This is a genomic window from Thiohalocapsa marina, from assembly GCF_008632335.1.
Lineage (GTDB): Bacteria > Pseudomonadota > Gammaproteobacteria > Chromatiales > Chromatiaceae > Thiohalocapsa > Thiohalocapsa marina.
Genome location: NZ_VWXX01000018.1, coordinates 45753 through 70041, shown reverse-complemented (window position 1 = coordinate 70041; position 24289 = coordinate 45753). Strand labels below are relative to the sequence as shown.

Annotated in this window: 19 protein-coding genes; 8 read left to right on the top strand and 11 right to left on the bottom strand. The window is 67.1% G+C overall.

What is annotated here, in order from left to right:
* Positions 1 to 216 precede the first annotated feature (216 nt).
* The 4 genes from F2Q65_RS12100 (at position 217) to F2Q65_RS12085 (ending at position 6068) form a co-directional block, all read left to right on the top strand.
* A complete protein-coding gene (locus tag F2Q65_RS12100; RefSeq protein ID WP_150093675.1) occupies positions 217 to 1539 on the top strand; it encodes a Coenzyme F420 hydrogenase/dehydrogenase, beta subunit C-terminal domain in 1323 nt (440 codons plus the stop codon).
* Positions 1540 to 1732: 193 nt separating this feature from the next.
* Positions 1733 to 3589, top strand: a complete 1857-nt coding sequence (locus tag F2Q65_RS12095; RefSeq protein WP_170265670.1) for a BatD family protein — start codon at positions 1733 to 1735, stop codon at positions 3587 to 3589.
* Entirely contained in the window at positions 3586 to 4953 is a 1368-nt protein-coding gene (locus F2Q65_RS12090; protein ID WP_246156179.1) for an MFS transporter, read from the top strand. The genes F2Q65_RS12095 and F2Q65_RS12090 overlap by 4 nt, the downstream gene beginning before the upstream one ends.
* Positions 4950 to 6068, top strand: coding sequence for a radical SAM protein (locus F2Q65_RS12085; protein ID WP_150093673.1), 1119 nt, complete (start codon positions 4950 to 4952; stop codon positions 6066 to 6068). The genes F2Q65_RS12090 and F2Q65_RS12085 overlap by 4 nt, the downstream gene beginning before the upstream one ends.
* 55 nt (positions 6069 to 6123) lie before the next feature.
* On the opposite strand, the gene F2Q65_RS12080 is transcribed toward F2Q65_RS12085, so the two are convergent.
* The 6 genes from F2Q65_RS12080 to F2Q65_RS12055 all read right to left on the bottom strand — a co-directional run bounded on the left by F2Q65_RS12080 (position 6124) and on the right by F2Q65_RS12055 (position 14726).
* Positions 6124 to 7101, bottom strand: coding sequence for a 5'-nucleotidase (locus tag F2Q65_RS12080; RefSeq protein ID WP_150093672.1), 978 nt, complete (start codon positions 7099 to 7101; stop codon positions 6124 to 6126).
* Positions 7102 to 7170: 69 nt separating this feature from the next.
* Positions 7171 to 7623 (bottom strand): hypothetical protein, encoded by a 453-nt coding sequence (locus tag F2Q65_RS12075; protein ID WP_246156178.1) that lies wholly within the window; start codon positions 7621 to 7623, stop codon positions 7171 to 7173.
* A 288-nt stretch (positions 7624 to 7911) separates the two neighbouring features.
* Positions 7912 to 8544 carry a nucleotide-binding protein gene (locus F2Q65_RS12070; RefSeq protein ID WP_150093670.1) on the bottom strand — a complete coding sequence of 211 codons (633 nt, stop codon included), beginning with the start codon at positions 8542 to 8544 and terminating at the stop codon, positions 7912 to 7914.
* 129 nt (positions 8545 to 8673) lie between these two features.
* Entirely contained in the window at positions 8674 to 9429 is a 756-nt protein-coding gene (locus F2Q65_RS12065; RefSeq protein ID WP_150093669.1) for a hypothetical protein, read from the bottom strand.
* Positions 9430 to 9475: 46 nt separating this feature from the next.
* Positions 9476 to 13507 (bottom strand): efflux RND transporter permease subunit, encoded by a 4032-nt coding sequence (locus tag F2Q65_RS12060; RefSeq protein WP_150093668.1) that lies wholly within the window; start codon positions 13505 to 13507, stop codon positions 9476 to 9478.
* Between the two features lie 61 nt (positions 13508 to 13568).
* Positions 13569 to 14726, bottom strand: a complete 1158-nt coding sequence (locus F2Q65_RS12055; protein WP_150093667.1) for an efflux RND transporter periplasmic adaptor subunit — start codon at positions 14724 to 14726, stop codon at positions 13569 to 13571.
* Between the two features lie 482 nt (positions 14727 to 15208).
* On the opposite strand from F2Q65_RS12055, the gene F2Q65_RS12050 reads away from it, so the two are divergent.
* The 4 genes from F2Q65_RS12050 to F2Q65_RS12035 all read left to right on the top strand — a co-directional run bounded on the left by F2Q65_RS12050 (position 15209) and on the right by F2Q65_RS12035 (position 18677).
* Complete coding sequence (locus F2Q65_RS12050) at positions 15209 to 16135, top strand: ROK family protein (RefSeq protein ID WP_150093666.1); 927 nt, start codon at positions 15209 to 15211, stop codon at positions 16133 to 16135.
* A 159-nt stretch (positions 16136 to 16294) separates the two neighbouring features.
* Complete coding sequence (locus F2Q65_RS12045) at positions 16295 to 16975, top strand: NUDIX hydrolase (protein WP_150093665.1); 681 nt, start codon at positions 16295 to 16297, stop codon at positions 16973 to 16975.
* Between the two features lie 46 nt (positions 16976 to 17021).
* Positions 17022 to 18104: a quinolinate synthase NadA gene (gene nadA / locus F2Q65_RS12040; protein ID WP_150093664.1), complete on the top strand. Its 1083-nt coding sequence runs from the start codon at positions 17022 to 17024 to the stop codon at positions 18102 to 18104.
* Positions 18105 to 18452: 348 nt separating this feature from the next.
* Positions 18453 to 18677, top strand: coding sequence for a hypothetical protein (locus F2Q65_RS12035; protein ID WP_150093663.1), 225 nt, complete (start codon positions 18453 to 18455; stop codon positions 18675 to 18677).
* Between the two features lie 138 nt (positions 18678 to 18815).
* Here F2Q65_RS12035 and F2Q65_RS12030 read toward each other — a convergent pair whose 3' ends face one another.
* From F2Q65_RS12030 to serC, 5 genes are read right to left on the bottom strand one after another with little or no spacing between them, the layout of a single operon-like run.
* Positions 18816 to 19697 (bottom strand): prephenate dehydrogenase, encoded by an 882-nt coding sequence (locus tag F2Q65_RS12030; protein WP_150093662.1) that lies wholly within the window; start codon positions 19695 to 19697, stop codon positions 18816 to 18818.
* Complete coding sequence (gene hisC, locus F2Q65_RS12025; protein ID WP_150093661.1) at positions 19694 to 20812, bottom strand: histidinol-phosphate transaminase; 1119 nt, start codon at positions 20810 to 20812, stop codon at positions 19694 to 19696. Before hisC ends, F2Q65_RS12030 begins: the two co-directional genes overlap by 4 nt.
* Before the next feature lie 60 nt (positions 20813 to 20872).
* Positions 20873 to 21973 (bottom strand): prephenate dehydratase, encoded by a 1101-nt coding sequence (gene pheA, locus F2Q65_RS12020; protein WP_150093660.1) that lies wholly within the window; start codon positions 21971 to 21973, stop codon positions 20873 to 20875.
* A gap of 21 nt (positions 21974 to 21994) precedes the next feature.
* Positions 21995 to 23176: a 3-phosphoglycerate dehydrogenase family protein gene (locus F2Q65_RS12015; RefSeq protein WP_150093659.1), complete on the bottom strand. Its 1182-nt coding sequence runs from the start codon at positions 23174 to 23176 to the stop codon at positions 21995 to 21997.
* Positions 23177 to 23206: 30 nt separating this feature from the next.
* Positions 23207 to 24286: a 3-phosphoserine/phosphohydroxythreonine transaminase gene (serC, locus tag F2Q65_RS12010; RefSeq protein ID WP_150093658.1), complete on the bottom strand. Its 1080-nt coding sequence runs from the start codon at positions 24284 to 24286 to the stop codon at positions 23207 to 23209.
* Between the last annotated feature and the right edge of the window lie 3 nt (positions 24287 to 24289).

Sequence of the window (24289 nt, the reverse complement as noted above, 5' to 3'; positions counted from 1 at the left end):
GTTGTGGCCTGTGGCGGATGCGCTTCGCTTATCCGCCCTACCGTGCATCCGTGTAGGTTATTTCTGAATCGTGCCTTAGTACAAACACACTGCCTCTGGATCGGGGTGTGAATTGATCTCTGGATCGGGGGCGCTTGAACGGGGCTCGCCGGGGGGGTAGCCTTTCGGGGCTTGCGCCACCCGTATCGAACCAGACCAGCACACCGGATTCCACGCATGTCGACACCCGCCTCCTTCACCCCCAGCACCGCCTTCGACGGCGACGATCTCCCTGCGGAGCTCATCGGCAGCGATGGTCCGGGCAAGGGCCTGCGCCACACGACGCTGTTGAGCAAGGACGCGCGTCTGGCCGGCCGGCCCAAACTGTGCAGCGACTGCGGTCTGTGTGACAGCCAGCTCAAGCCGGAAATGGCCCGGGCCTGTGTCTTCGTGCGCAATCGCACGGAAGAACTGGAACAGCGCGTCTTCGGTCGCCAGCGGCGCGACGGCGACGAGCTGCGCTTCGGCGTGTTCGAGCAGATGCACGCGGCACGCATGCGCACGCCGCCTCCGGGGGCGCAGTGGTCGGGCATGGTCACCACCCTGGGTGCGCGGCTGCTGGAGACCGGCGCCGTGGAGGCGGTGATCACCGCGGCGGCGATGCCGGGCACCCGCTTCGCGCCGCAGCCGGTACTGGCGCGCACGCCCCAGGCGGTGCGCGACAGCGCCGGCAACAAGCCATGCCTTTCGCCCAACCTGGCCCTGCTGGATCAGGTGCGCGAGGCCGGCATCAAGCGGCTCGCCGTCATCGCCACCAGTTGCCAGGTGCACATGTTGCGCGCGGTGGAAGCGCAGCTTGGCCTGGAACGGCTGGACATCATTGGCATCCCCTGCTCGGACAATGTCACCTACCCGGACCTGACCTATTTCCTGGACCAGGTCTCGCGCTCCCCGCAGACCATCGTGCACTACGAGTTCATGCAGGACTACAGCCTGCACATGCGCCATGAGGACGGCAGTAAAGAGCGCCTGAACTTCATCGACTTCCCCATGGATCGGCTGGAGGGCATCTTCCCGTCCGCCTGCCTGTCCTGCTTCGACTACCCCAACAGCCTGGCCGACATCACCATCGGCTACATGGGCGCCGAGCTGGGCTGGCAGTGGGTGCTGGTGCGTAATCAGCGCGGCCGGGCCCTGTTCGAGCTGCTGCAGCCCGAACTGGAGATGGGTCAGCTGACCAGCGGCGGCGATCGCAACCGCGGCATGCCGCGCTACATCGGCATGCTGGACCAGCCGCCGGCGAAACCGCCGAAGCCGGTGCGTCGGCTGGTCGCCTGGCTGCAACGCCATCGCGGCCCGCGGGGGCTGGAATTTGCCCGCGCCATCATCGAGATGAAACTGCTGCGCAACCTGCACCATGTGCGCAGCCAGTTCGGCCGCTTCGAGCGTCGCATCGTGCCGGCGCATGTCTACCGCAGCCTTGCCCCCTACGCGGACATCTACCGCGACACCATGGGCCGACCGCTGTCCCCCGCGTCAGCCGAGACCCTTGACCAGTGAGGGCCACCCCGGGAAACAGGGCCCGCGACGCCGGTCCGACGCGTCCGGCCCGCAACGACGGCCCAGCAATGACACCGCTGCGATGACGACGCGCCCAGACCAGTCACAGGCGCCGCGGGCACCTGACCCGCGGTCTCGTTCACGGTGGTCGATCACCGGGGCGGTCCGTGGCCGCTGGGGCGCATCATGGCTGATGTACCCGTTGCTGCTGTCGCTGCTGATACCTGCGGGGGTCCATGCCCAACACACCGTCAGCGCCGAATTGTCGGCGCAGCGTATCGCTGTCGGCCAGCCGGTGACCCTGCTGCTGCGCCAGACCGGGCCAGAGGACGCCTCGGTGCCGGATCTGGTGCCCCTGCAACAAGACTTTCGTATCCTCTCCCGCGCTTCCAGCCAGACCGTGGAGGAGATCAACGGTAAACGCCGTACAGAACGCACGCTGCGGCTGATGCTGCTGCCGCTGAACAGCGGCACCCTGCAGCTGCCAGCGATCCGGATCGGGCAGCAGCGCACCGCACCACTGACCCTGGTCGTCTCCGAGGTGGCCGCGGATGCGTCGCCAGACCCGACGGCGCCTCCGGCACCCTTAGGCACATCAGTCTCGTCGCAGGGCGGGACGCCGGCACCGCTCGATGAAAAGGCACCGCCCACCGCCACCGCCCAAACCACCATGCCCGGCGCGCTGGACAGGGCAGCCGCAGACACAGCGCCATCGCCCGCCGTCACCCTCTCCGCCCGCATCGTGCCGGAACAGGTCCGCCTGGGCGCGCAAGCGGTGCTGGAGGTCCGGATCCGCGCCGAAGACGGAGCAGCAACCGGACGGCTGCTGCCGCCGGCCATCGCCGGTGCCCGCGTGCTGCCCCTGGGCGATGAGCGGCGCCTGGAACAGACCGCCGACGGGCCGATATGGATCCACGAACACCGCTTCTCGGTGTTCCCGAGCGAATCCGGATCACTGGACATCCCCGCCCTGCGCTTCGACCACTGGACGGCGGCAACCGATGGTCCGCGACCGGTGCGTTCAGCGCCCTTGCGGCTTGTGGTGGCGCCCATTCCCGATGGCATCGCCGCCGACGACTGGCGACCGGCCCGCGGATTCTCCCTTTCCGAGGCGGGGCCGAGCGAGGTACGCGTCGCGCCGGGACAGCCGCTCGAGCGCCTGATCACCGTGCGCGCCGACGGGCTGATGGCGGAGGACATCCCGCCCATCCCGCTGGCCATTCCGTTTCAGCTTCGCCGTCAGGATGAGCCACCCCGCCTGTGGAACGAACGCACGCCGGATGGCGTGATCGGTTACCGCAGCGAACGGATACGGATCACCGCCCCGGAGCCCGGCGTGTTCACCCTCAAGGGCCCCATCATCGACTGGTGGGACACGCAGCAGCAACGCCCGGCCCGGGCGACGCTGCCGGATGTGACCCTCACCGTCGCCGCCTATCGGTCCAGCACCGCCCCGCCGGTGCCGTCCTGGGAGGACGGCGCGGGGCATACGGCGGCGGAGCGCCCGTCGGGTGCGGGCTCGACCGGGGATCCGGAACCGGCTCTGGAGCAGGCTCCGGGCGAGGCGCCCGATCGCTGGTACTGGCTCTGGCTACCGGCGGCAGTATCGGTGCTGGTGCTCGCAATCATCGGCGGGTGGTGGCAGCGTCGGCAACGCCTGCGCCAGGACCAGGCATCGCCCCTGATGGCGGGCGCTGCCGACGATGACGGCCGCATGGCCGATACGGCAACACGCACGGCCGCGAAGATCGCGCCCGCCGCCGGGTCCGCCCCATCCGCGGGCATCACCGAGGCCATCGCCGCGGTGGAGCGCGCCTACGCCAGCGGCGAAGCCGGCGCCGCACGCACGGCGCTGCTCACCTGGGCGGCGGAGGTCTGGCCACGTCAGGTGCCGGGCAATCTGGCGCAGCTGGCCCTGCGCGTCGAGCCGCCCCTGCGGGACCATATCCACCTGCTGGAAAAGGCCTTCTTCAGTCCGACGCCGCTGGACTGGCGGCAACCCGGTATCGGCGCCCTGCTGGCGTCCGCAGCGCAGCGCATCGACGCATGACCAAGACCACCCCCGCCAGCGCGAACGCCCGTTCTGGAGTCGGCTCAGGAGCCAGCTCCCGCACGCGTATCGACAGCCTGTACGACCTGGCCACCGGCGATGAAGACGCCCGAGTCTGCAAGGACATCCCGGCGGCGTCCTGCAAGGATCAGCCGCGCAACTTCTTTGCCTATCTGGGCGCCAACCTGCTGACCAAGGTCGCGGACGAACTCTGCAGCGCCAAGCTCATCCTGCCCTGGCTGCTGGGTGCCCTGGGCGCGCCGGCGGTGCTCATCGGGTTGCTGGTACCCATCCGCGAGGCTGGCGTCCTGCTGCCGCAACTGGCGGTGGCCGCCTATGTGCGTCGTATGCCGTTGCGCGCGCCGGTGTGGATCTGGGGGGCATTGCTGTCCGCCGTCACGCTGGCGCTCATGGCCCTGGCGGCGGGTACCCTGGACGGCGCCGCCGCGGGCTGGAGCATCGTTGCGCTGCTGGTGGTGTTCAGCCTGTCGCGGGGGCTCTGTTCCGTATCCGCCAAGGATGTGCTGGGCAAGACCGTCTCCAAGGCCCGGCGAGGCAATCTGATGGGGCTGTCCGCTGGCATCGCCGGTGCCGTGACCCTGGCGCTGGGGCTGTTGCTGCAGTTTTTGGGCAACGCGGCGCAGGGCGTGGCGGTGTTCGTGCTGTTGCTGGGCGCCGCCGGTCTGCTGTTCGCGCTGTCCGCGCTGGTGTTCCGGCAGATCCGGGAGCAGCCGGGCGCCACCGAAGGCGGCGGCAATGCCCTGGACACGGCCCTTGCCAGTATCGGTTTGCTGCGCACCGATGCCGCGTTTCGCCGCTTCGTGCTGGTGCGGGTGGCGCTGCTCAGCGTGGCCCTGGCGCCGCCGTTCTACGTGTTGCTGCTGCAACAGGGCAGCGACGGCGCGTTGGCCGGGCTGGGGCTGCTGATCATCGCCAGTGGCCTGGCCAGCAGCCTCAGCGCGCCCGTCTGGGGTCGGCTCAGCGACCGCTCGTCACGGCTGGTGATGGTGCTGGCGGCGGCCGGGTCAGGTGGGCTGGGCGTGCTGACCTGGGCCATGGCGCGCTGGGACGGGGCATTGCTGTCGAGCCCCGCGGTGTTCGCGGTACTGTTCCTGCTGCTCAATGTCGCCCACGCCGGGGTGCGTCTGGGCCGCAAGGTCTACCTGGTGGACATGGCGACCAGCGACACCCGCGCGGCCATGGTCGCCGTCAGCAATACCGTGATCGGCATCGCGATGCTGCTCGGTGGGCTGGTGGGCATCCTTGCGGACCTCTATGACGCCGCCTTCGTGATCCTGGTCCTGGGCCTCGGCTCCCTGGTCGCGGCTGCCTATGCCGCCAGGCTGAAACAGGTGTCCGGATGACCCACCCAGCGGATTGCCAAGCCCACCAGCAGGGGCCGTTCCGGACCCGCCCATCGGGCGATGTTCGCCCCCGGTGGCAGCAGGAACTGGCGCAGGCCATCCGTAGTGCGGACGAGTTGCTGCGGCTGCTGGACCTGGATCCCGGGGACCTGCCGCAGCCCGTCGCTGCGGGGCTTGAATTCGCCACGCTGGTGCCCCGTGGATTCGTGGCGCTGATGCGCCGGGGCGATCCGCACGATCCGCTCCTGCGGCAGGTCCTGCCCCTGGCCGCGGAACGGAAGACTGTACCGGGTTTCGTGACCGACCCGGTGGGCGATATCGATGCGGAACGCACCCCCGGGCTGTTGCAGAAGTATGCCGGCCGCGCACTGCTGCTGGTGACCGGGGCCTGCGCCGTGCATTGCCGGTACTGCTTCCGCCGGCACTTTCCGTACGCGGCAATGGGCGCGGGGCTGGACCCGGCAAAAGGCTCGGCATTGGGCTTTGTAGCTGGCGCTGGATCCGACTCTGGACTGGCCCCTGCCGCGCAGCGGCTGAACGCCGCACTGCGGACCCTGGCCGATGCGCAGGACATCAACGAGGTCATTCTCAGCGGCGGTGACCCGCTGCTGCTGGACGACGCCGCCCTGGATGCGCTGATCACGCGCCTGGAGGCCATTCCTCACCTGCGCCGCCTGCGCCTGCACAGCCGCATCCCGGTGCTGCTGCCCAGCCGGATCACCACGGACCTGGTGCGACGGCTGGCCGACAGCCGCCTGGACGCGGTGGTGATGCTGCACGCCAATCATGCGGCGGAACTGGGGCCGGAGGCGGCCGCTGCGCTGAGCCGTCTGGCGGCTGCCGGGATCCCGCTGTTCAACCAGAGCGTGCTGCTGCGCGGGGTCAATGCCGACCTGCAGGCCCTGGCGGCGCTCAGTGAGCGGCTGTTCGCGCTACGCGTGATCCCCTGCTATCTGCACCAGCTGGACCGGGTCGCGGGCAGCGCCCATTTCGAGGTCGGCGACACAGAGGCACTGGAACTGCTGCAGGCCTTGCGCGGCCGGTTGCCGGGTTATCTGCTGCCGCGTCTGGTGCGGGAACTCCCCGGCGAGAACGGCAAGATGCCGGTGGGCTGACCGAACCCTTGCCTGACAACAACCTCGGCCTCGCGGGTTGGGCGTCGCCCCCTACTCAACCCCCGTTTGCCACGCCATGGGGGACATGGCCGGTGGCTACCAGGCCGCTGGCGTCCTGGCAGTGGCGCTCCTGGTCATCGAAGAAGATGTCCGCGGCAAAGGCCTTGAGAAAGGGTCCCTTGCTCAGACCACCCAGGAACAGCGCCTCGTCGATGCGGATGTTCCAGGCCCGCAGGGTACGGATGACCCGCTCGTGGGACGGCGCGCCGCGGGCGGTGATCAGTGCCGTGCGCAACGGCGATGCATTGGCGGGAAATAGCGCCTGTATGCGCTGCAGGGCCAGCAGAAAACCCTTGAACGGGCCATCGGACAAGGGCACTGCCGCGGCGGCGAGTTCGGTGGCATTGAAGGCGTCGAGCCCGTCGCGGCGATAGACCCGCTCCGCCTCGTCCGAGAACAGCACCGCGTCGCCGTCGAAGGCGATGCGCAATTGCGGCTCGGCGCCGGCGGTCTCCAGAACCGGCCGCGTCGGCAGGATGGCGGCGGCAGCGCAGCCGGCGGCCAGGGCCTGGCGCACATCGCTGGGATCGGACGACAGGAACAGATGAGCGCCGAACGCGCTGACATAACGGTAGGGACTGGAGCCGCCGGTGAACGCGGCTCGGGTGATGTCCAGGTCGTGATGGCGGATGGAATTGAACACCCGCAGCCCGGTATCCGAGCTGTTGCGCGACAGCAGGATCACATCCACCCGTCCCCGCTCGCCCAGTTGGTCGTTCAGCGCCAGCAGCTTGCGGGTCAGCCGGAAGGCGACCCCGGGCTCGAGCACGTCGTTCTCGTGCTCGACCTGGTAGGCGTGATAGGCATCGACGCCCTCCTCGACGAACACATGGTGCGATTCGCTCAGATCGAACAGGGCCCGCGACGAGATGGCGATGACCAGGCGGATCTCGCCAAGCGCGGCATCGCTGCTGTCGGCACCGGCGTGGTCAGGCGCGGCTGTGGGGCCGCCGATGGGGGCTGGGGCTCCCATCAGTCAGGCAGTGACAGGGGTCGCGGGCGTTGTGCCGATCGGCAGGCGCGGAACCGGCCGGGGACCGGCCTACCAGGGCATGAAGGCATTAATGAAATGCATCGGCCGACCGATGCTGCGGTTCATGCTGCCCAGATCGTCCCGCATGTTGGCGGTGGTGAAGGTCATGGCCTGCATCGATTGCTCCATGGTCTCCAGCGAGGTCAGCATCGGCTCAAGGGTGCTGACGTCGCGCGCCATGGAATCCACGCTCACGGCCATGGTCCGCACGTTGGAACTCATCTGGCCCATATTGTCCGACATGGCCTGCATGTTGCTGGCCATCACGGTCATGTTGGAGTCCACGCTGATGGCCAGGTAGTGCACGTCCTTGGCCAGGCTGAACACCAGATAGAATCCGTAGGCCGCCAGGATGATGAACGCGAACAGCGACGGGTAGACAATCAGTTCCCATCGACGCGCACTGTTCTCGAATGCCTGTGACAGCCGGTCCATGGCGTAGGCGTTGACCTGGGGATCCATTTCATGGCTTTCCGTTGCCGTTGGCCCGTCACCCGGCTTGCCCGCGCTGGCGCCGGCCGCTGTGGAATGCTGTTGATCCGCCATACGAATGCCTGCCCCGTTCTCTTGATGCGGGTGCTTTCACCCACCCGCGCGGTTCGGTCATGACCGTTCGCCATTGCCGCTGCCGAAGCCGACATGTAACGATCGACCGCTTGTCGGTGAGACAGCAGTAACCTGCTGTTTGTTTCCCGAGAATATCACAACCCCATTGGCGGACAACCAGGGTACGCTGATGCGTTTCGTGTATCAGCTCAGCAGATGGGGAAACAGCGCCGCCGCAAGGGCGTAGAACTCCTTTGCCGCCTTGCCCCGCGGTTCCAGCTCGAACACCGCCAGCCCCTCGCTGAACGAGCGGCGAAACACGGTCCGCTGGGACAGCCTGGGCTTGATGAAGCGGATGTTTGGCAGCGAAACCAGAGCTGCCGCGGCCTCGACGGTCTCCCGCACCGCATGATGGGTGTCGCCGCGATTGATGAAGCCGAAGATCTCCGGCGGCCGCTCCCGCTCGATGGAGTGCACCAGTTGCACGAAGCGCTGGGTCGACCAGATGTCGGCCTGGGACGGCGGCACCGGCACCACCACGCGATCACACAGGGCCAGCGCGGTGCGCACCGCCTCCATGTCGGAGGTGCCGATGTCGATCAGCGTCTCCTCATGCTCCCGCAGCCCTTCGGGCGTCAGCGCAGACGCGTTCCGGACCTGCACAGCTGGGTCGAATCGCTCTTCCACGCGCACCTCGACCACGTCCGATAGCGTGGCCTGAGGGTCGGCATCGATGAGTTGCACATCGACATCGGCCATGCCCAGCCAGACCCCTAGATTGAACGTGAGGGTGCTCTTGCCGGAGCCCCCCTTCAAGGTGCCGATGACGGTAATCATGTCGCAATGTCTCCGCAAAGGGTGTCAATGCCCATCAGTCGTCGGCCGAGGTTCGATTGGGTCGGGTATCGAGGGTCGACAGTCGGCGGACTCGACGTCAGGTATCAGGCCATCGGGCCTGCAGCCGATTCACGGCAGCCGGGGTTGATACCACGGGTAGGGATCGTCTGCCAGTGGTGCCGGCGAGGTGGCAGGTGGATAGCCGAACGGGCCCGCACGCTCCTGCGACCCGAAAGCCTCTGCGCCTGAGCCGCGGCGCTCCTTGCGGGGTGCGAATTGCAGCCCCGAAAAGGTCTGTCCATGCTGCTCGAGCTCACGCTCTGTCAATGGCCTGAAACGGAACCCTTGGTCCCGGGGCTTCTCGGCAGCTTCCAGCGCCGGATCGTCACGAAACCGGTAGAAGGTATTGCCGTCGGCGACGGGTTCACGCCAGCGCTGGTACTGGCTCTGGCCCGGGCTCGGCGGGCCGTAGCCCAATTCGCCATACGCCGATGCATCGCGATCCTGTCCGTAATCCGATCGGAACCGGGCCGGGGCCCCGTAGCCCGGAGAAGCGTCCATCGCCCCGGTGGCGCCCGACGCCGGACCGGCAGCCGGCGCAAGGGTCGGCGCAGGAGACCGCCACGCTGCGCCCTCGCGCCAGTCGCGCTGCCATTGGTCTGGGGTCCGGTACTGATCCGAGTACCAGTCCGACGAGTACCAGCTCGAGCGCGTGGCCTCATCCGATCGGTAGGACATCGGGCTGCCCGGATCGTCCGGCCGTGGTAGGCCGCTACCCTGATTGTACCAACCGGGATCCGGCGAATAGTACGGGTCCGCGGCAGACGCGGATATGGCCCAGAGCATCAGGCAGCTGCCGATCGTCAGGCGCTTTATCGCGATCATACGGTCAGTGTACATCTGAGCCGACCATTGGCATCCCTTGGCGAATTCAGTTCAATCCGGGCTGATCGCTGTCGTCAGTCTTCAGCCGTATACCCCGTCGAGGCGCCCTCTTCTGCACCTTTGCAACCGTCGCCTTAGGCTGAGTCTCGGAGCCGGCAGCCCCGGTCGCCGCCCTTGTCGAAGAACGCCGTGTGGTATTCGTGGCAGAGGTCGACCCGGTGGCCCGTTTGGCGACGGCCTTTTTGGTCGCCGCCTTCTTGGTTGTCGGCTTCTTGGTTGCCGCCTTTTTGGTCGCAACCTTTTTGCTTGCAGCCTTTGGCCCGGCCTCGGGCTTAGTCGTGGCCGTGGCCGGATCCGTGGCGACCTCGTTCTGCTGTGTCGTGGGGGGCGCCGAGCGCAGGGCATTGCGCACCTCGCCACCGGACGCCGATGCGGATCCAGGCCCGGAACCGGACGCCCCGGCGGTCGACGCACCGCTGCCAGTCCCCGAGCCACCGGAGGATGGCGGTCCGCCACTACCGCCGCCAGAGGACGGGCTACCGGAGCCCGGGGGCGGCCCCTTCGGCTTGAGGCGTGTCTTGATCAGGTCGAACAGCAGCAGAAACAGGCCGCGGATGGCGTAGAACACCATCATCAGGATGTTGCCGAGCTTCGTGCCCAGACCGCCGCTGCCGCTCTCCCGCTGGGCGGCCGCCGGACGGCCCTCGCCGTTGCCGTTCAGCTCGTCAGCGCAGGGCACGGTGACACCCGACGGCGCCGTGGCCACGGCTACCTCGCACAGATCCTTGCTGGCGGCGACGCAGCCCAACGGGATCACGATCAGCGTCAGCAGGGTCGAGACCAGCACGCCGGACGACAGCGAAATGGCCATGCCCTGGAAGATGGGATCAGTAAAGATGACGCTGGAGCCGGCCACCAGCGCCAGCGCCGTGATGACGATGGGCCGCGTGCGCGTCTTGCAGGCGCGAATCACCGCTTCGGCCACCGGTACGCCCTTCTGCACCTCGTGAATGGAGAAATCCACCAGCAGGATGGAGTTGCGCACGATGATGCCCGCCAGCGCGATCCAGCCGATCATGGAGGTGGCGGTGAACTCGCCGCCAAGCCCGAGTTGGAACATGAGCCAGTGGGCCGGAATGATGCCGAGCAGTGTCAGCGGGATCGGCGCCATGATCACCAGCGGGATACGGAAGTTGCCGAACTCCCAGACCACCAGGATGTAGATCAGCACCAGGGCCACACCGAAGGCCGCGCCCATGTCGCGGAAGGTCTCGTAGGTCACCGTCCACTCGCCGGTCCACTCGAAGCTGGAGACCCGATCCGACGGCGGCGGGCCGAGCCAGTAGGCCTCTGGCTTGACGCCATCCGGCGCCGTGTAGCCCAGCTGGTCAAGCCGATCCTGCACCTGCATCATGGCGTAGACCGGGGCCGCGAGGGTACCGCCCACATCCGCCACCACATACTCGATGGCGCGCAGATCCTTGCGATAGATGATGTCTTCCTCTGGCACCCGCTGGAACTCACCCAGTTCCCGCAATGGGATGGTGAAGCCGGAGTTGGAGCGGATCGGAAGGTCACCCAGACGGTCGATCTGCGAGCGCTCCGCCAGCGGCACCTGGATGACGATGCGGATCGGCTCGTGACCGGCCTTCATCTTCACATCGCCAAGCTCGCCACCACCCAGGGCCATGGACAGGTTCTGGTTGATGGTGTCCACCGAGATCCCGCGTCGCACGGCCTTTTCGGTGTCGACATCGAAGCGCCAGTAATCGAAGCGCTCGCGGATGTAATTGTCCACATCGCGAGTGCTCTCGGCCTGCTCGAAGATCTCGGTGAGTTCCTGCGCGAAGGCGCGGCGAACGTCCGCCGACGGGCCGTGCACCTCGGCCACCACCGACTGCATCACCGGCGGCCCCGGCGGCATCTCCACCACGGCGATCCGCGCGCCGAGTTCGTCCGCCAGCGGCTTGATCAGCGATCGGGCTTCCACCGCGATCTCGTGGCTGGTGCGGTCGCGGTCATGCTTGTTTGTCAGCTGCACCTGCAATTCGCCCTGCCAGGGATCGGAGCGCAGGTAGTAGTGCCGGACCATGCCGTTGAAGTCGAACGGTCGGGCGGTGCCCGCATACAGCTGGATCGCGGTGACCTCGGGCATGGTGCGCAGCTTTTGCGCCATGCGGTGCGCCAGGTTGGCCGTCACCGGCAGCGCCGTTCCCTCGGGCATGTCAAGCACCACCGAGAACTCTGGCTTGTTGTCCAGCGGCAGCATCTTCACCGGCACCCACTTGAAGTAGAAGAACGACAGGGTGAACAGGAAGGTGCCCCACAGGATCAGCTTGAAGGTCCGGCGGGTGGCCTTGTTTTCGATCAGCGGCGTGAGAATGCTCACATACAGCCGCTCAAGCCCCTCGGCCTCCTTGTGCTCGCGCTTCTCCGCCGCCTCCAGATAGCGCATGGACGGGCGCAGCCAGCGGGAGATAGCCAGATAGGGGGTGAAGACGAAGGCCGCGAACAGCGAGATCAGCATCGCCACCGAGCCCAGCGCCGGGATCGGCTGCATGTACGGCCCCATCATGCCACTGACGAAGCCCATGGGCAGCAGCGCGGCGATGACCGTGAAGGTGGCCAGGATGGTGGGGTTGCCGACCTCACGCACGGCATCGATGGCGGTGTACTCGTCGGTGCGGCCCTCTTCCAGCCAGCGACGATAGATGTTCTCCACCACCACGATGGCGTCGTCCACCAGGATGCCGATGGAGAAGATCAGCGCGAACAGGCTGACCCGGTCGATGGTGTAATCCGTGATCCAGGCCATGAAGATGGTCATCAGCAGCACCACCGGGATCACCAGCATGACCACGATGGCGGGCTTCAGCGCACGGAAGGCGACCAGCACCAGCAGGAAGACGAAGAAGGTGGCGATGAACAGCTTGAAGATCAGCTCGGAGACCTTCTCGTCGGCGCTCGCCCCGTAATTGCGGGTGATGCTGACCTCGACGTTATTGGGTATGCGCCCGCCCTGGAGTTCCTCCACCTTGGCGATGATGGCGTTGGCCACCGAGACCCCGTTGGTCAGCTCCTTCTTGGCGATGGCGATGGTCACCGCCGGCTCGCCGTTGGCACTGATGCCCTCCGGCGCTGCCGGGCCGCTGTAGTAGGCCACCATCTGCCGGGCGTCTTCAGGCGCCTGTTGCACGCGGGCCAGGTCGTAGACGTAGACCGGAATCTCGTTGAAGGTGCCGACCACCAGGCGGCTGATCTCGTCGGCACTGCGCAGGAACGAGCCGCTGGTCACGGTGAAGTGCGAGCCGCTGGACTCCACCCCACCGGCGGTGGTCTCGGCATTGGCCGTGCGGATGGTCTGCGCCACCTCGCCCAGGCTGATGCGGTAGCCGGACAGGCGCTCCGGGTAGGCATCCACGGTGATCTGTTCGCGGCGTCCGCCAACGATGAAGGCGTTGCCGGTGTCCTTCACCTCCTTGAGCACCTGCAGCACGTCCTGGGCCAGCAGACGCAACTGGCCGTCGTCCACATCCGGCCGGCCGTCGCCGTCCAGGTCCTTCGACCAGAGCGTCAGGGTGACGATGGGCACATCGTCGATGCCCTTGCTCTTGACCAGCGGCGGCTGCACTCCCGGCGGCATCTTGTCCATGTTCGAGGCCAGCTTGTCGTTGACCTTGACCAGCGAGGGGCCCATTTCCTGGCCCACCTCGAACTCCACGGTGACGATGCCCTGGCCACGCTGGGCCACGGAGTAGACGTGCTTGACCCCCGGAATCTCGCTGATCATCCGCTCCAGCGGCTGCATGGCCAGATTCGACACCTGCTGCGCCGAGGTGCCGGGATACTGCACCATGATGTCGATCATGGGCACCGAGATCTGCGGGTCCTCCTGACGCGGCGTGGCGATCAGGCCCAGCAGGCCCATCATCAGCATCGCGACATAGAACAGCGGCGACAACGGAGAACGGATGAAGAAGCGCGCCGTGCGCCCGGCGAGGCCGAGACTCGCCTCGTCGTAAGGCGGCTCCTGGGCGGCGGCATCCTGGGGGCGGCGGTGACTGTCGTCCTGGTTCATAAGATGGCCTTGGGGTCGGACTTGAGCTCAGAGCGGTGCGTTCGATGTGCGACCAGAGGGCTCAGCGCCCGCCCCCAGCGTCGCGTGCCCAGCTGCCGGCAACGCCGGGGCCGGGGTTGGCAAGGATGCGCTCTCCGGCGCGCAACCCGCTCAGGATGGTGACACTGCCGCCGGGGGTCGACTCACCGACCCGGATCAGGCGCAGCTGCGGCTGCCCCTGCTCATCCAGCACGTAGACCCCGGGCAGACTGCCGTTGAAGCGAATGGCCGAACGCGGGATCACCGGGTTGACCCGCGCCGTGGCATTGAAGTCCGGCACCAGCACCTTGGCGTACATGCCCGGCTCCGAGACGCCCTGGGGCAGATCGAACTTGATCTTGACCGTGTGCCGCTGCGGATCCGCCATCGGGAAGATCTGCGCCACCCGGATCGGCACGCCACCGGCCCCGCCGTTGGGGTTCGGCACGTCCAGCTCCGCGCGCAGCATCATGCCCTCGCGCAGTCCCGGGCGCAGGCGCGCCGGGATATCCACCTCCACTTGCAGGTATTCGATGTCGGCAAAGTTGAGCAGCGGCTGCCCCGGCTGCACGGTGTCGCCCACCTCGATGAACTTGCGCACGATGATGCCTTCGAACGGCGCAATGGAACGGGCGTCGCGCAGCTTGGAGTCCAGCGCCTGCAACTCGGCCTGCAACCGCATCAGGGCGTTGCGCGCCTCCTGGATCTGGGTGCCTGAGGCGAACAGGTCCGCCGAGAGCTCTGCGTCCTGGTCACGATCGCCGACGAATTCCTCCATCGGCCGGGTAAAGAACTGGTCGAACAGGTTCGGCACAGCCATGCCGCCGGGGGCCGACCGCGACCGCGGCGAATACAGCTCGCGGCTATACTGGACACCGGCGTTGCGCAACTGGGCATCGGCGGTGGCGATCTGCGCCAGCAGCGCCTGGCGCTTGGCCCGGAGCTCGGTGTCATCGATGGACGCCAGCAGTTCCCCTTCCTCGAACCGGTCACCCTCGATGCCAGCCAGGTAGCGGATGCGTCCCGGCACCTGGGCCGCCATGGTCACCTCCTTGTACGGAATCACGGTTCCGCCGACGGCAACGGTCGGCAGACCCTCCGCCTGTCTGACCACGTAGACATCGTCGACTGCCGCGGCCGGCCCTGGAACGACTCCGGCGCAGGCAAGGATGCAGATCGAGGCGGTAAGCGCCTTCTTCATTGTGTTTCCCATGAGTACGGGTACCTTCGGCAGCAAGCGGATATGTGAAAGAATTCGGCGTCGCGACAGCGGCCGTCCCGGCCCGCAAACGGACGTCGGCGCGGCCTGATTCGGGCCGGGCGCTGGATATGGATTGACGATCTCGGCGGCTGCGTGTAAAGCATACGGGATTCGCACCGTGCCTGTCCGGGTGATCCAGGCCAGCTTATCGTTTGCGATCGGCACTTGCGCTGGAGACCACCATCGCCGTGAGCCGAGATCACGGCAACCTGCAGCGAACAGAAGGAGTATGTCGAAAAAGCGTTGGAAGTTCAAGACAACCTGCCATTTAAGCCATCTAAATCAGATTCTTAAGGCAAAACAACGCCCACGGCGAGGTTCATCCTGCCCGTGGCCTCCGGGTCACAGGCGCCAATTCAACGGGTTAGGAACACAGTGATTCATTCCGCGTTCTGCATTGCAGTGGCCGCGAGGCCCGCCTCATGAACGCCACCTGCACGCACCGCCCGCACACGCGCATCGGCGTCGACCTCGGCGGGACCAAGATCGAGGCCGCCGCCCTGGACCCCCAGGGTCGCATCCTGCAGCGACGGCGCATCCTGACGCCCCGCCATAACTACCCGGCGACCCTGGATGCCATCGCTGGCCTGGTGCAGGGCCTGGAGCAGCACCTCGAACATCCTTGCCCGGTGGGCGTTGGCACCCCCGGCGCCATCTCGCCGTTCAACGGCCGGTTGCGCAACGCCAACTCCGTCTGGCTCAACCAGCGCGCCCTGGGCGAGGATCTGTCCAGCCTCCTGCAGCGGGAGGTCCGCATCGCCAACGACGCCGACTGTTTCGCGCTGTCCGAGGCCATCGACGGCGCCGCGGCCGGCGCCTGCACCGTCTTCGGCGTCATCATCGGCACCGGCACCGGCGGCGGTCTCGTGATCGACGGCCGACTGCTGCAGGGACCAAATGCCATCGCCGGCGAGTGGGGCCACAACCCCCTGCCCTGGCCACAGCCCGAAGAGCTGCCCGGTCCGCCCTGCTACTGCGGCAAACAGGGCTGCATCGAGACCTTCTGCTCCGGCCCCGCGCTCAGCGCCGACCTGCAGCGCGCCACCGGCAAGGTCATGGACGTGCCGGCCATGGTCACCGCCGCCGCCCACGGCGATCAGGACGCGCTGGCCGCCCTGCAACGCCACGAACACCGCCTGGCCCGCGCCCTGGCAGCGGTGATCAACCTGCTGGATCCGGACGTCATCGTCCTGGGCGGCGGGCTGTCGAAGCTGGACCGGCTCTACGCCAACCTGCCGGCGCTGATCCTGCCCTACGTCTTCAGCGACGGTCTCGCCACCCGCATCGTCCCACCCCGTTACGGCGATGCCAGCGGCGTGCGCGGCGCCGCTTTCCTCTGGCCGGCCTGACGACACCCCCGCGCCATTGCGAAAGTGTAACCGATACACTATCGTTAGGACATGGACGATAGAGGCGCCCCCGGTGCGGTTGTGCGAAGTCGAACCGCAGAGCCGTGAAGGTCACAGAGAAGAAACGCACAAACAGCGACTGAAGCCACTCGAACGACCATGTCCCGGAACGTCGACCACTGTTATGCCTACCCGCATCCGGCGGTCACGACGGACGTGGTGGTGTTCACCATTCGCGACGAGCGCCTGCAGACACTGCTGATTCGCCGCGTTGGTCCGCCATTCGAGGGGTGCTGGGCCCTGCCCGGTGGATTTCTCGACATCGACGAGGACCTGGACCGCTGCGCGGCTCGCGAACTGCGCGAAGAGACCGGCGTCGCCGACCTCTACCTGGAACAGCTCTGCACCTTCGGCGCCGTGGACCGCGATCCACGGGAACGCGTCATCAGCGTCGCCTACTTTGCCCTGGCCCCCGCCGCCCGGTTGCAACTCAAGGCCGGCGACGACGCCGCCGACGCTGCCTGGTTTCCGTTCCACGCCCTGCCGCCGCTGGCCTTCGACCATGACCGCATCATCCACACCGCCCATGAGCGGCTGGTCTCCAAGCTGGACTACTCCACCATCGCCTTCCAGTTCCTGCCCGAGACCTTCACCCTCAGCGAACTCCAGCGCATCTACGAGATCCTGGTTGACGCACCCATCGACAAACGCAACTTCCGCAAATGGGCGCTGGCCATCCAGCAGGTCGAAGAGACCGGCGAACTGCGCCGCCACGGCAGCCATCGCCCGGCCCGGGTCTATCGGCTCACCGACAGAAACCGCATCACCTACCTGAAATGAACCCAACCGGAACACGCCTGAGCGCAACCCGGAACCGGAGACAGCCATGAACACCACCGCCACCCCAAACCCCAGCAACACGCCCATCAAGGACCGTATCAAGGTCCCGCAGCCCCCGGTCTGGCCGACCATGAGCGACGCCGACAAGAACGCCCTGAAGACCCGCATCAAGGCCTTGCTGGCCGAACGGGACGCGGTGCTGGTGGCGCATTACTACGTCGACGGCGACCTGCAGGCCCTGGCCGAAGAGACCGGCGGCCATGTGGCCGACTCCCTGGAGATGGCCCGGTTCGGCGCCGAGTCTGCCGCCGGCACCCTGGTGGTCTGCGGCGTGCGCTTCATGGGCGAGACGGCCAAGATCCTCAACCCCGAGAAACGCGTGCTGATGCCCGACCTCGCCGCCACCTGCTCCCTGGACGAGGGCTGCCCGGCGGACGCCTTCAGCGCCTTCTGCGATGCCCACCCCGATCGCACCGTCGTCGTTTATGCCAACACCTCCGCCGAGGTCAAGGCCCGCTCCGACTGGGTGGTCACCTCAAGCATCGCGCTGCCGGTGGCGCGGCATCTGCACGAACAGGGCAAAAAGATCCTGTGGGCACCGGACAAGCACCTGGGGCGCTACGTCCAGCGCATGACTGGCGCCGACATGCTGTTGTGGGACGGCGCCTGCGTGGTACACGAGGAATTCAAGGGCTTTGCCCTGGAGCGGCTGCGCCGGCTGCACCCCGAGGCCGCCATCCTGGTACATCCGGAGTCACCGGACGAGGTGGTCGACCAGGCCGACGTGGTGGGCTCCACGACGCAGCTGATCAAGGCCGTCACCGACATGCCCAACCGGGAGTTCATCATCGCCACCGACGAGGGCATCTTCTGGAAGATGCACCAGCTGGCGCCGGACAAGACCCTGATCGCCGCCCCCACCGCTGGCGAAGGGGCCACCTGCGAGAGCTGCGCCCATTGCCCATGGATGGCCATGAACGCGCTGCAGAATCTGGAGCAGGTCCTGCTGCGGGGCGATCAGGAGGTGCACATCGACGAAGACGTGCGCCAGCGCGCTGTGAAGCCGATCCAGCGGATGCTGGAATTTTCCCATGCCAAGGGTATCGGCGCGCGACGAGACGGCGACTGAGCGCCTGCGGGGCAACCTCAGCAATTCCGAATTCAAACCGCTGAGACACAGTAAACGCAAAGGAAGCGCTGATCTATTCGGCGCTTCCCGTACGGGGCAGGAAGCCCCGCCTGCTGATCTATGGCCAGCAGGCGAATAAATCAGCGTCTCCCAAAGCGCACGCAGAGAAGCTTACGAAAACTCTGGCTGCTCTCTGCGTTCTCTACTCTGCATTCTCCGGGCCTCTGCGGTTGATCGAGCTGTGGCAAAGCGGCAAATCTGAAATTGCTGGGGAAAACCCCGGGACCATGGATCAAAACCGCAACCTATATTAGAATTAAGTTATTCACTAATATCGAGGACGGAACGATGTTGTTCAACTGCCGTTCGATGCGGCTTGGGGTTCTGCTGTCCCTGGCATTGCTCGCCTCCGGCTTTGGCCTCGGCCTGCTGACCATGGCGGTGCCCCTCATGATGCCCTTCAGTCCACTGGCGTTGCTGCTGGTGTTGGCGGCGGCATTGGTTCTGGCGCTGGTGTTCGTCGACGCGGCCCTTCCCGACGCCGATCACCGGCTGGACGGATGTCGACACTGACAAGTGCGCCAGGGTTCGGGCTGGTAAGGGGGCCTAACTAGCGTCTAGAGTCCGATCTGACTCAGGGCCGATCTGGAGCAGAGCCGGGACACACCCGATCGGGCACCGTCCGGTCGCATACGTCGGTCCAGGACGCGGCTAGTCAGTCGCCGTCTGATCGATGCCGTCGATGAAGCGGTCGCGGGCCAGCTTGGCCCGGCTGAAGATCTCCAGCAGCCGATCCCCGTCGCGGCCGCGGATGGCGTCCGCCAGATCGCCCATCTCGTCGCTGAAGCGCGACAGCACGTCGCTGAGGGCGGGTGCGTTGGCAATACAGATATCGCGCCACATCACCGGGCTGGACGAGGCGATCCGGGTAAAGTCCCGAAATCCACCCGCCGCGTAGCGGAAGATCTCGTCGTTGTCCTGCATCCTGGCCAATGCATCCACCAGACCGAAGGCGAGCATGTGCGGCAGGTGGCTGGTGGCCGCCAGCACCTGATCGTGATGCGCCACCGCCATCTCCGATACCTGGGCACCAGTGGCCTGCCACATGGCCCGCACGCGCTCCAGCGCGTCGGCGTCGGTCTCCGGCAGCGGTGTCAGGATCACCCGCCGGTTCCGGTACAACTCCGGAAACGAGGCAGTCACGCCGCTACGCTCGGTACCGGCGATGGGATGTCCCGGAACCAGCCGCGGCGGCACCCGGCCGAACACCCGCACCGCATCCGCCACCACGCTGCCCTTGACGCTGCCGCCGTCGGTGATCACCGCCTCTGGCGCCAGCGCGTCATGGATGGACTCCAGCACGCCCGCCATGGCCCCCAGGGGCACGGCCAGAAAGACCATGTCGGCATCCCGCACCGCGTCCGCCGGATCGCGCCAGTAGTCGTCGATGACCCCCAGTTCCAGCGCCTGCTGCAGATTCTGCTCCGAGCGGCCACAGCCGACCACCTGGTCCACCTGTCCCGCCGCACGCAACGCCCTGGCCAGGGAGCCGCCGATGAGGCCGACGCCGATGATCGCCAGCCGGCGGATCATGCGGGACGCTCGAGCACGGCCCCGAGGGTGTCCAGCAGGCGCGCGTTCTCTTCCGCCAGACCGACGGTGATGCGCAGGTGATTCGGCAAGCCGTAGTTGGCCACCGGCCGGCAGATGACCCCTTCGCGCAACAGGGCCTGATCCACCGCGGCCGCAGGTCGGCCCAGATCCACGGTGACGAAGTTGCCCACCGACGGGATCCAGCCCAGCCCCAGCCCGGACAGGCCCGCGGTGATGTGCGCCATCTCGTCGCGATTGTGCCGAATGGAGCGCGTCACATGCTGCTGGTCAGACAGGGCGGCAATGGCCGCGGCTTGGGCCGGCACGCTGACATTGAACGGATGCCGCACCCGGTTCAGCAACTCGGCCACATGCGGATGGCTCAGGCCATAGCCCACCCGCAGCGCCGCCAGCCCGTGCACCTTGGCGAAGGTGCGGGTAACGATGAGATTGGGGAAATCCTCCAGCCAGGCACTGGCGTCGGGATAGTCCGGCTCGGTGACATAGTCGAAATAGGCCTCGTCCACCACGCACAGGCAGTGCTCGGGCAGCCCGTCGATGAACTCGCGCAGGGCGTCTGCAGACAGCCAGGTGCCGGTGGGATTGTTGGGGTTCGCCACCCAGACCACCCGCGTGCGCTCATTGATCAGCGCCGCCAGGGCGTTCAGGTCATGGCCGTGCTCGCGCGCCGGGGCCACCCGCGCCGTGGCGCCCACCGCCTGGGTGGCGATGGGGTAGACGGCGAAGGCGTGTTCGGAGAACACCGACTCCTGCCCCGGGTGCAGGAAGGCCCGGGCCACCAGGTCCAGCACGTCGTTGGAGCCGTTGCCCACGGTCACCCGGGCCGGGTCCAGGTCGTGATGCGCGGCAATGGCCCGTCGCAGCGCATAGGCGCCGCCGTCCGGGTAGCGGCCCAGATCGCCGATGCAGGCCTGGTAGGCCTCGCGCGCCGCCGCGCCGCAGCCCAGCGGGTTCTCGTTCGAGGCCAGCTTGATGGAGCGGGTGATGCCGAGCTCACGCTCCAGTTCGCTCACCGGTTTGCCCGGCACATAGGGCGACAGGCCCGCGATGTGCGGGGCGGCATGGTGCAGAAAGCGGTGGTCGGAAACGGTCATCCGATGGCTCCAGTCAATGGTTGCGGTACTGATGCATGCGGGCGTGAACTCGGCGCGGACCTACAGCACGGCCTCGGGATAGGACCCCAGCACCTTGCACAGGTTGGCGGCATTCTCCAGTTTCTGCAGGGCCCCGGACACCGATGGGTCGGCCCGGTGGCCGTTGATATCGATGAAGAAGACATAGTCCCAGACCCCCTGGCGGGAGGGCCTGGACTCGATCCGCGTCATGCTGATGCCCTGGTCCGCGAACGGTGTCAGCAGCCGATACAGGCTGCCCGCCTCGTTGCGACAGGACAGCAGCAGGCTGGTCTTGTCGCGCCCGCTGGGCGGCGCATCCTCGGGCCCGATGACCAGGAACCGCGTGGTGTTGCCTGGCTCGTCCTCGATGCGGTGGGCAAGGATATCCAGATCGTACAGCGCTGCCGCCGCCTCGCCCGCTACCGCGGCGCTGTCGCTGTCGCCGGCGGCCAGCCGCGCCGCCTCGGCATTGCTGCCCACGGGCACCCGCTCCGCGTGCGGCAGGTGGCGATCCAGCCAACCGCGGCACTGGGCCAGGGATTGCTGGTGCGAATAGACCCGCTGCAGCCCGGCTGGTATCCCGGTTGACGCTCCGGACGCCCGGCTCATCAGATGATGGTGGATGCGCAGGGTCACCTCGCCGGCAATGCGCAACGGCGAGCGCATGAACATGTCCAGTGTGTGATTGACCACGCCCTCGGTGGAGTTCTCCACCGGCACCACGCCAAAGTTGCAGGAGCCCGCCTCCACCTCGCGGAAGATGTCACCGATGGTGCCGAAGGGCTGGGTGCGCACCGAGTGGCCGAAGTGCTTCAATGCCGCCGCCTGGGTGAAGGTGCCCTCGGGGCCGAGATAGCCTACCGACAAGGGCCGTTCCAGCGCCAGGCAGGCGGACATGATCTCGCGGAACAGTCGCGCCACTTCCTCGCCGTCCAGCGGGCCCGGATTGCGCGCCTTGATCCGGCGCAGGATGTCTGCCTCGCGCTCCGGGCGGTAGTAGTGCGCCACATCGCCCGCCTGCTCCTTGATCCGGGCCACATCCTGGGCGCAGGTGGCACGCTCGGAGATCAGGCGCAGCAGCTCGCCGTCGATGGCATCGATGCGATCGCGGACCTGCTGCAGGCGTTGCTGTTCTGTCATGGCGGGCTCGCTGGACGGCGGTCAGTCGGCGGGGGTACCGCCCAGGCAGCGTACCGACAGCACGCCGTCGATGGCGGCAATGCGCCGGCCGGTCTCTTCGGGACAGGGCCGGTCGATGTCGATCAAGGTCACCGCCAGCGGGCCGCGGGAGCGGTTGAGCATATCGAGGATGTTCAGCCCGTCCTCCGCCAGATCGGTGGAGATCTGTCCAACCATGTTCGGCACGTTGCTGTTCACCACCGCCATGCGGTAGCCGCCATTGCGCGGCAGGTGGATGTCCGGAAAGTTCACCGAGTTGGACACGTTGCCGTCTTCCAGGTAGGCGCGCAGCTCGTCGGCCACCATCATGGCGCAATTCTCCTCGGCCTCGCGGGTGGACGCCCCCAGGTGCGGCAGCGCGACCACCCGCGGATGCCCCTTGAGCAGATTGCTCGGAAAGTCGCACACGTAGGCGTAGAGCTTGCCGGCGTCCAGCGCGGCGACCGCAGCGGCGTCGTCGATGATGCCGTCACGGGAGAAATTCAGCAGCACGGCGCCGTCCTTCATGGTCTCGATGCGCTCGGCATCGATCATGTGCCGGGTCTGCTCTGTCAGCGGCACATGGAAGGTGATGAAGTCCGAGCGCGATACCAGGTCGTCGATGGACAGCGCCGCCTCGACATTGGACTCCAGCTTCCAGGCGCTGCGCACCGTGATGCTCGGGTCGTAGCCGATCACCTTCATGCCCAGGGCGCGGGCGGCGTTGGCCACCAGCACGCCGATGGCCCCCAGGCCGATGACGCCCAGGGTGCGTCCTGGAAGCTCGAAGCCGACGAACTGCTTCTTGCCCGCCTCCACCGCCTTGTGGATGCTGTCATCGTCCCCTTCCAGGGCGCAGGCATAGGCCCAGCCCTGGCCCAGATTCCGCGCCGCCAGCAGCATGCCGGCGATGACCAGTTCCTTGACCGCGTTGGCGTTCGCCCCAGGCGCATTGAACACGGCGATGCCGCGCTCGGTCATGGCTGCCAGCGGGATGTTGTTCACACCGGCCCCGGCGCGGCCGATGGCCTTCACCGACGCAGGGATGTCCATGTCGTGCATCTTGGCCGAACGCACCAGGATGGCGTCCGGGTGCGCCATCTCGGACGCGACCTCGTAGGACTCCCGCGGCAGCCGGTTCAGGCCGGCCAGGGAGATGTTGTTCAGTGTCTGTATCTTGAACATCACTCATGCATGTCCGGTAATGATGGGCGCTCAGCCCCGGGTGCGCTCGAACTCGGCCATGAAGGCGATCAGCGCGTCGACGCCGGCCTCCGGCATCGCATTGTAGATGCTCGCGCGCATGCCGCCCACGGAGCGATGCCCCTTCAGCGTCAGCAGTCCGGCCTCCCGGGCGCCGGCCAGGAAGTCCGCATCGAGGGACGGATCCGCCAGCGTGAAGGGCACGTTCATCCACGAGCGCGACGCCGGCTCCACCGGGTTGGCGTAGAAGGCCGAGGCATCGATGGCGGCATACAGCCGCTGGGCCTTGCGGCGATTGATCTCGGCCATGCCCTCGAGCCCGCCCAGATCCTTCAGCCACTGGAACACCAGGCCGGCCAGGTACCAGGCATAGGTGGGCGGCGTGTTGTACATGGAGCCGTTGTCCGCGTGAACCCCGTACTGGAACATGGTCGGCGTGAACTCGTGGCAGGCGCCGAGCAGGTCCTCGCGCACGATAACGATGGTCAGCCCGGCCGGACCGATATTCTTCTGCGCCCCGGCGTAGATCAGGCCGTAGCGCGAGACGTCGACGGGCCGCGACAGCAGGGTCGAGGACATGTCCGCCACCAGCGGCGCCCTGGACTCCGGCACATACGGGAACTCCACGCCCTCGATGGTCTCGTTGGGCGTGTAGTGCAGGTAGGCGGCGTCGTCGGACAGTTGCAGTTCCGCCTGCGTCGGCGCCCGCTTGAAGCCCTCTGGCTGGGTACTGGCGGCGACGTGCACCGCGCAGTATCGGTGCGCCTCGGCGATGGCCTTCTTCGACCAGCTGCCGGTATTGAGATAGTCCGCCTTGCCGGCGCCGGCTGCCAGGTTCATCGGCACCATCGCGAACTGGCTCGACGCCCCGCCCTGCAGGAACAGCACCCGGTAGCCGTCCGGCACCCCCAGCAGATCGCGCAGGTCGCGCTCCGCCTGCTCGGCGATGGACATGAACTCCTTGCCGCGGTGGCTCATCTCGGCAACGCACATGCCGGTGCCTTGCCAGTCCAGCATCTCTGCCTGCGCCCGCTGCAGCACGGCCTCCGGCAACATGGCCGGACCGGCACTGAAGTTGTAGGGTCGGGACATGGT

Excerpts from the sequence above, each read along its gene's own strand:
- pheA (WP_150093660.1), bottom strand. The coding sequence starts at position 21,973 with ATGACAGAACAGCAACGCCTGCAGCAGGTCCGCGATCGCATCGATGCC.
- serC (WP_150093658.1), bottom strand. The coding sequence starts at position 24,286 with ATGTCCCGACCCTACAACTTCAGTGCCGGTCCGGCCATGTTGCCGGAG.
- F2Q65_RS12070 (WP_150093670.1), bottom strand. The coding sequence starts at position 8,544 with ATGATTACCGTCATCGGCACCTTGAAGGGGGGCTCCGGCAAGAGCACC.
- F2Q65_RS12060 (WP_150093668.1), bottom strand. The coding sequence starts at position 13,507 with ATGAACCAGGACGACAGTCACCGCCGCCCCCAGGATGCCGCCGCCCAG.
- hisC (WP_150093661.1), bottom strand. The coding sequence starts at position 20,812 with ATGACCGTTTCCGACCACCGCTTTCTGCACCATGCCGCCCCGCACATC.
- F2Q65_RS12095 (WP_170265670.1), top strand. The coding sequence starts at position 1,733 with ATGTACCCGTTGCTGCTGTCGCTGCTGATACCTGCGGGGGTCCATGCC.
- F2Q65_RS12035 (WP_150093663.1), top strand. The coding sequence starts at position 18,453 with ATGTTGTTCAACTGCCGTTCGATGCGGCTTGGGGTTCTGCTGTCCCTG.
- nadA (WP_150093664.1), top strand. The coding sequence starts at position 17,022 with ATGAACACCACCGCCACCCCAAACCCCAGCAACACGCCCATCAAGGAC.
- F2Q65_RS12080 (WP_150093672.1), bottom strand. The coding sequence starts at position 7,101 with ATGGGAGCCCCAGCCCCCATCGGCGGCCCCACAGCCGCGCCTGACCAC.
- F2Q65_RS12015 (WP_150093659.1), bottom strand. The coding sequence starts at position 23,176 with ATGTTCAAGATACAGACACTGAACAACATCTCCCTGGCCGGCCTGAAC.
- F2Q65_RS12045 (WP_150093665.1), top strand. The coding sequence starts at position 16,295 with ATGTCCCGGAACGTCGACCACTGTTATGCCTACCCGCATCCGGCGGTC.
- F2Q65_RS12100 (WP_150093675.1), top strand. The coding sequence starts at position 217 with ATGTCGACACCCGCCTCCTTCACCCCCAGCACCGCCTTCGACGGCGAC.
- F2Q65_RS12030 (WP_150093662.1), bottom strand. The coding sequence starts at position 19,697 with ATGATCCGCCGGCTGGCGATCATCGGCGTCGGCCTCATCGGCGGCTCC.
- F2Q65_RS12090 (WP_246156179.1), top strand. The coding sequence starts at position 3,586 with ATGACCAAGACCACCCCCGCCAGCGCGAACGCCCGTTCTGGAGTCGGC.
- F2Q65_RS12050 (WP_150093666.1), top strand. The coding sequence starts at position 15,209 with ATGAACGCCACCTGCACGCACCGCCCGCACACGCGCATCGGCGTCGAC.
- F2Q65_RS12065 (WP_150093669.1), bottom strand. The coding sequence starts at position 9,429 with ATGATCGCGATAAAGCGCCTGACGATCGGCAGCTGCCTGATGCTCTGG.
- F2Q65_RS12055 (WP_150093667.1), bottom strand. The coding sequence starts at position 14,726 with ATGAAGAAGGCGCTTACCGCCTCGATCTGCATCCTTGCCTGCGCCGGA.
- F2Q65_RS12075 (WP_246156178.1), bottom strand. The coding sequence starts at position 7,623 with ATGGATCCCCAGGTCAACGCCTACGCCATGGACCGGCTGTCACAGGCA.
- F2Q65_RS12085 (WP_150093673.1), top strand. The coding sequence starts at position 4,950 with ATGACCCACCCAGCGGATTGCCAAGCCCACCAGCAGGGGCCGTTCCGG.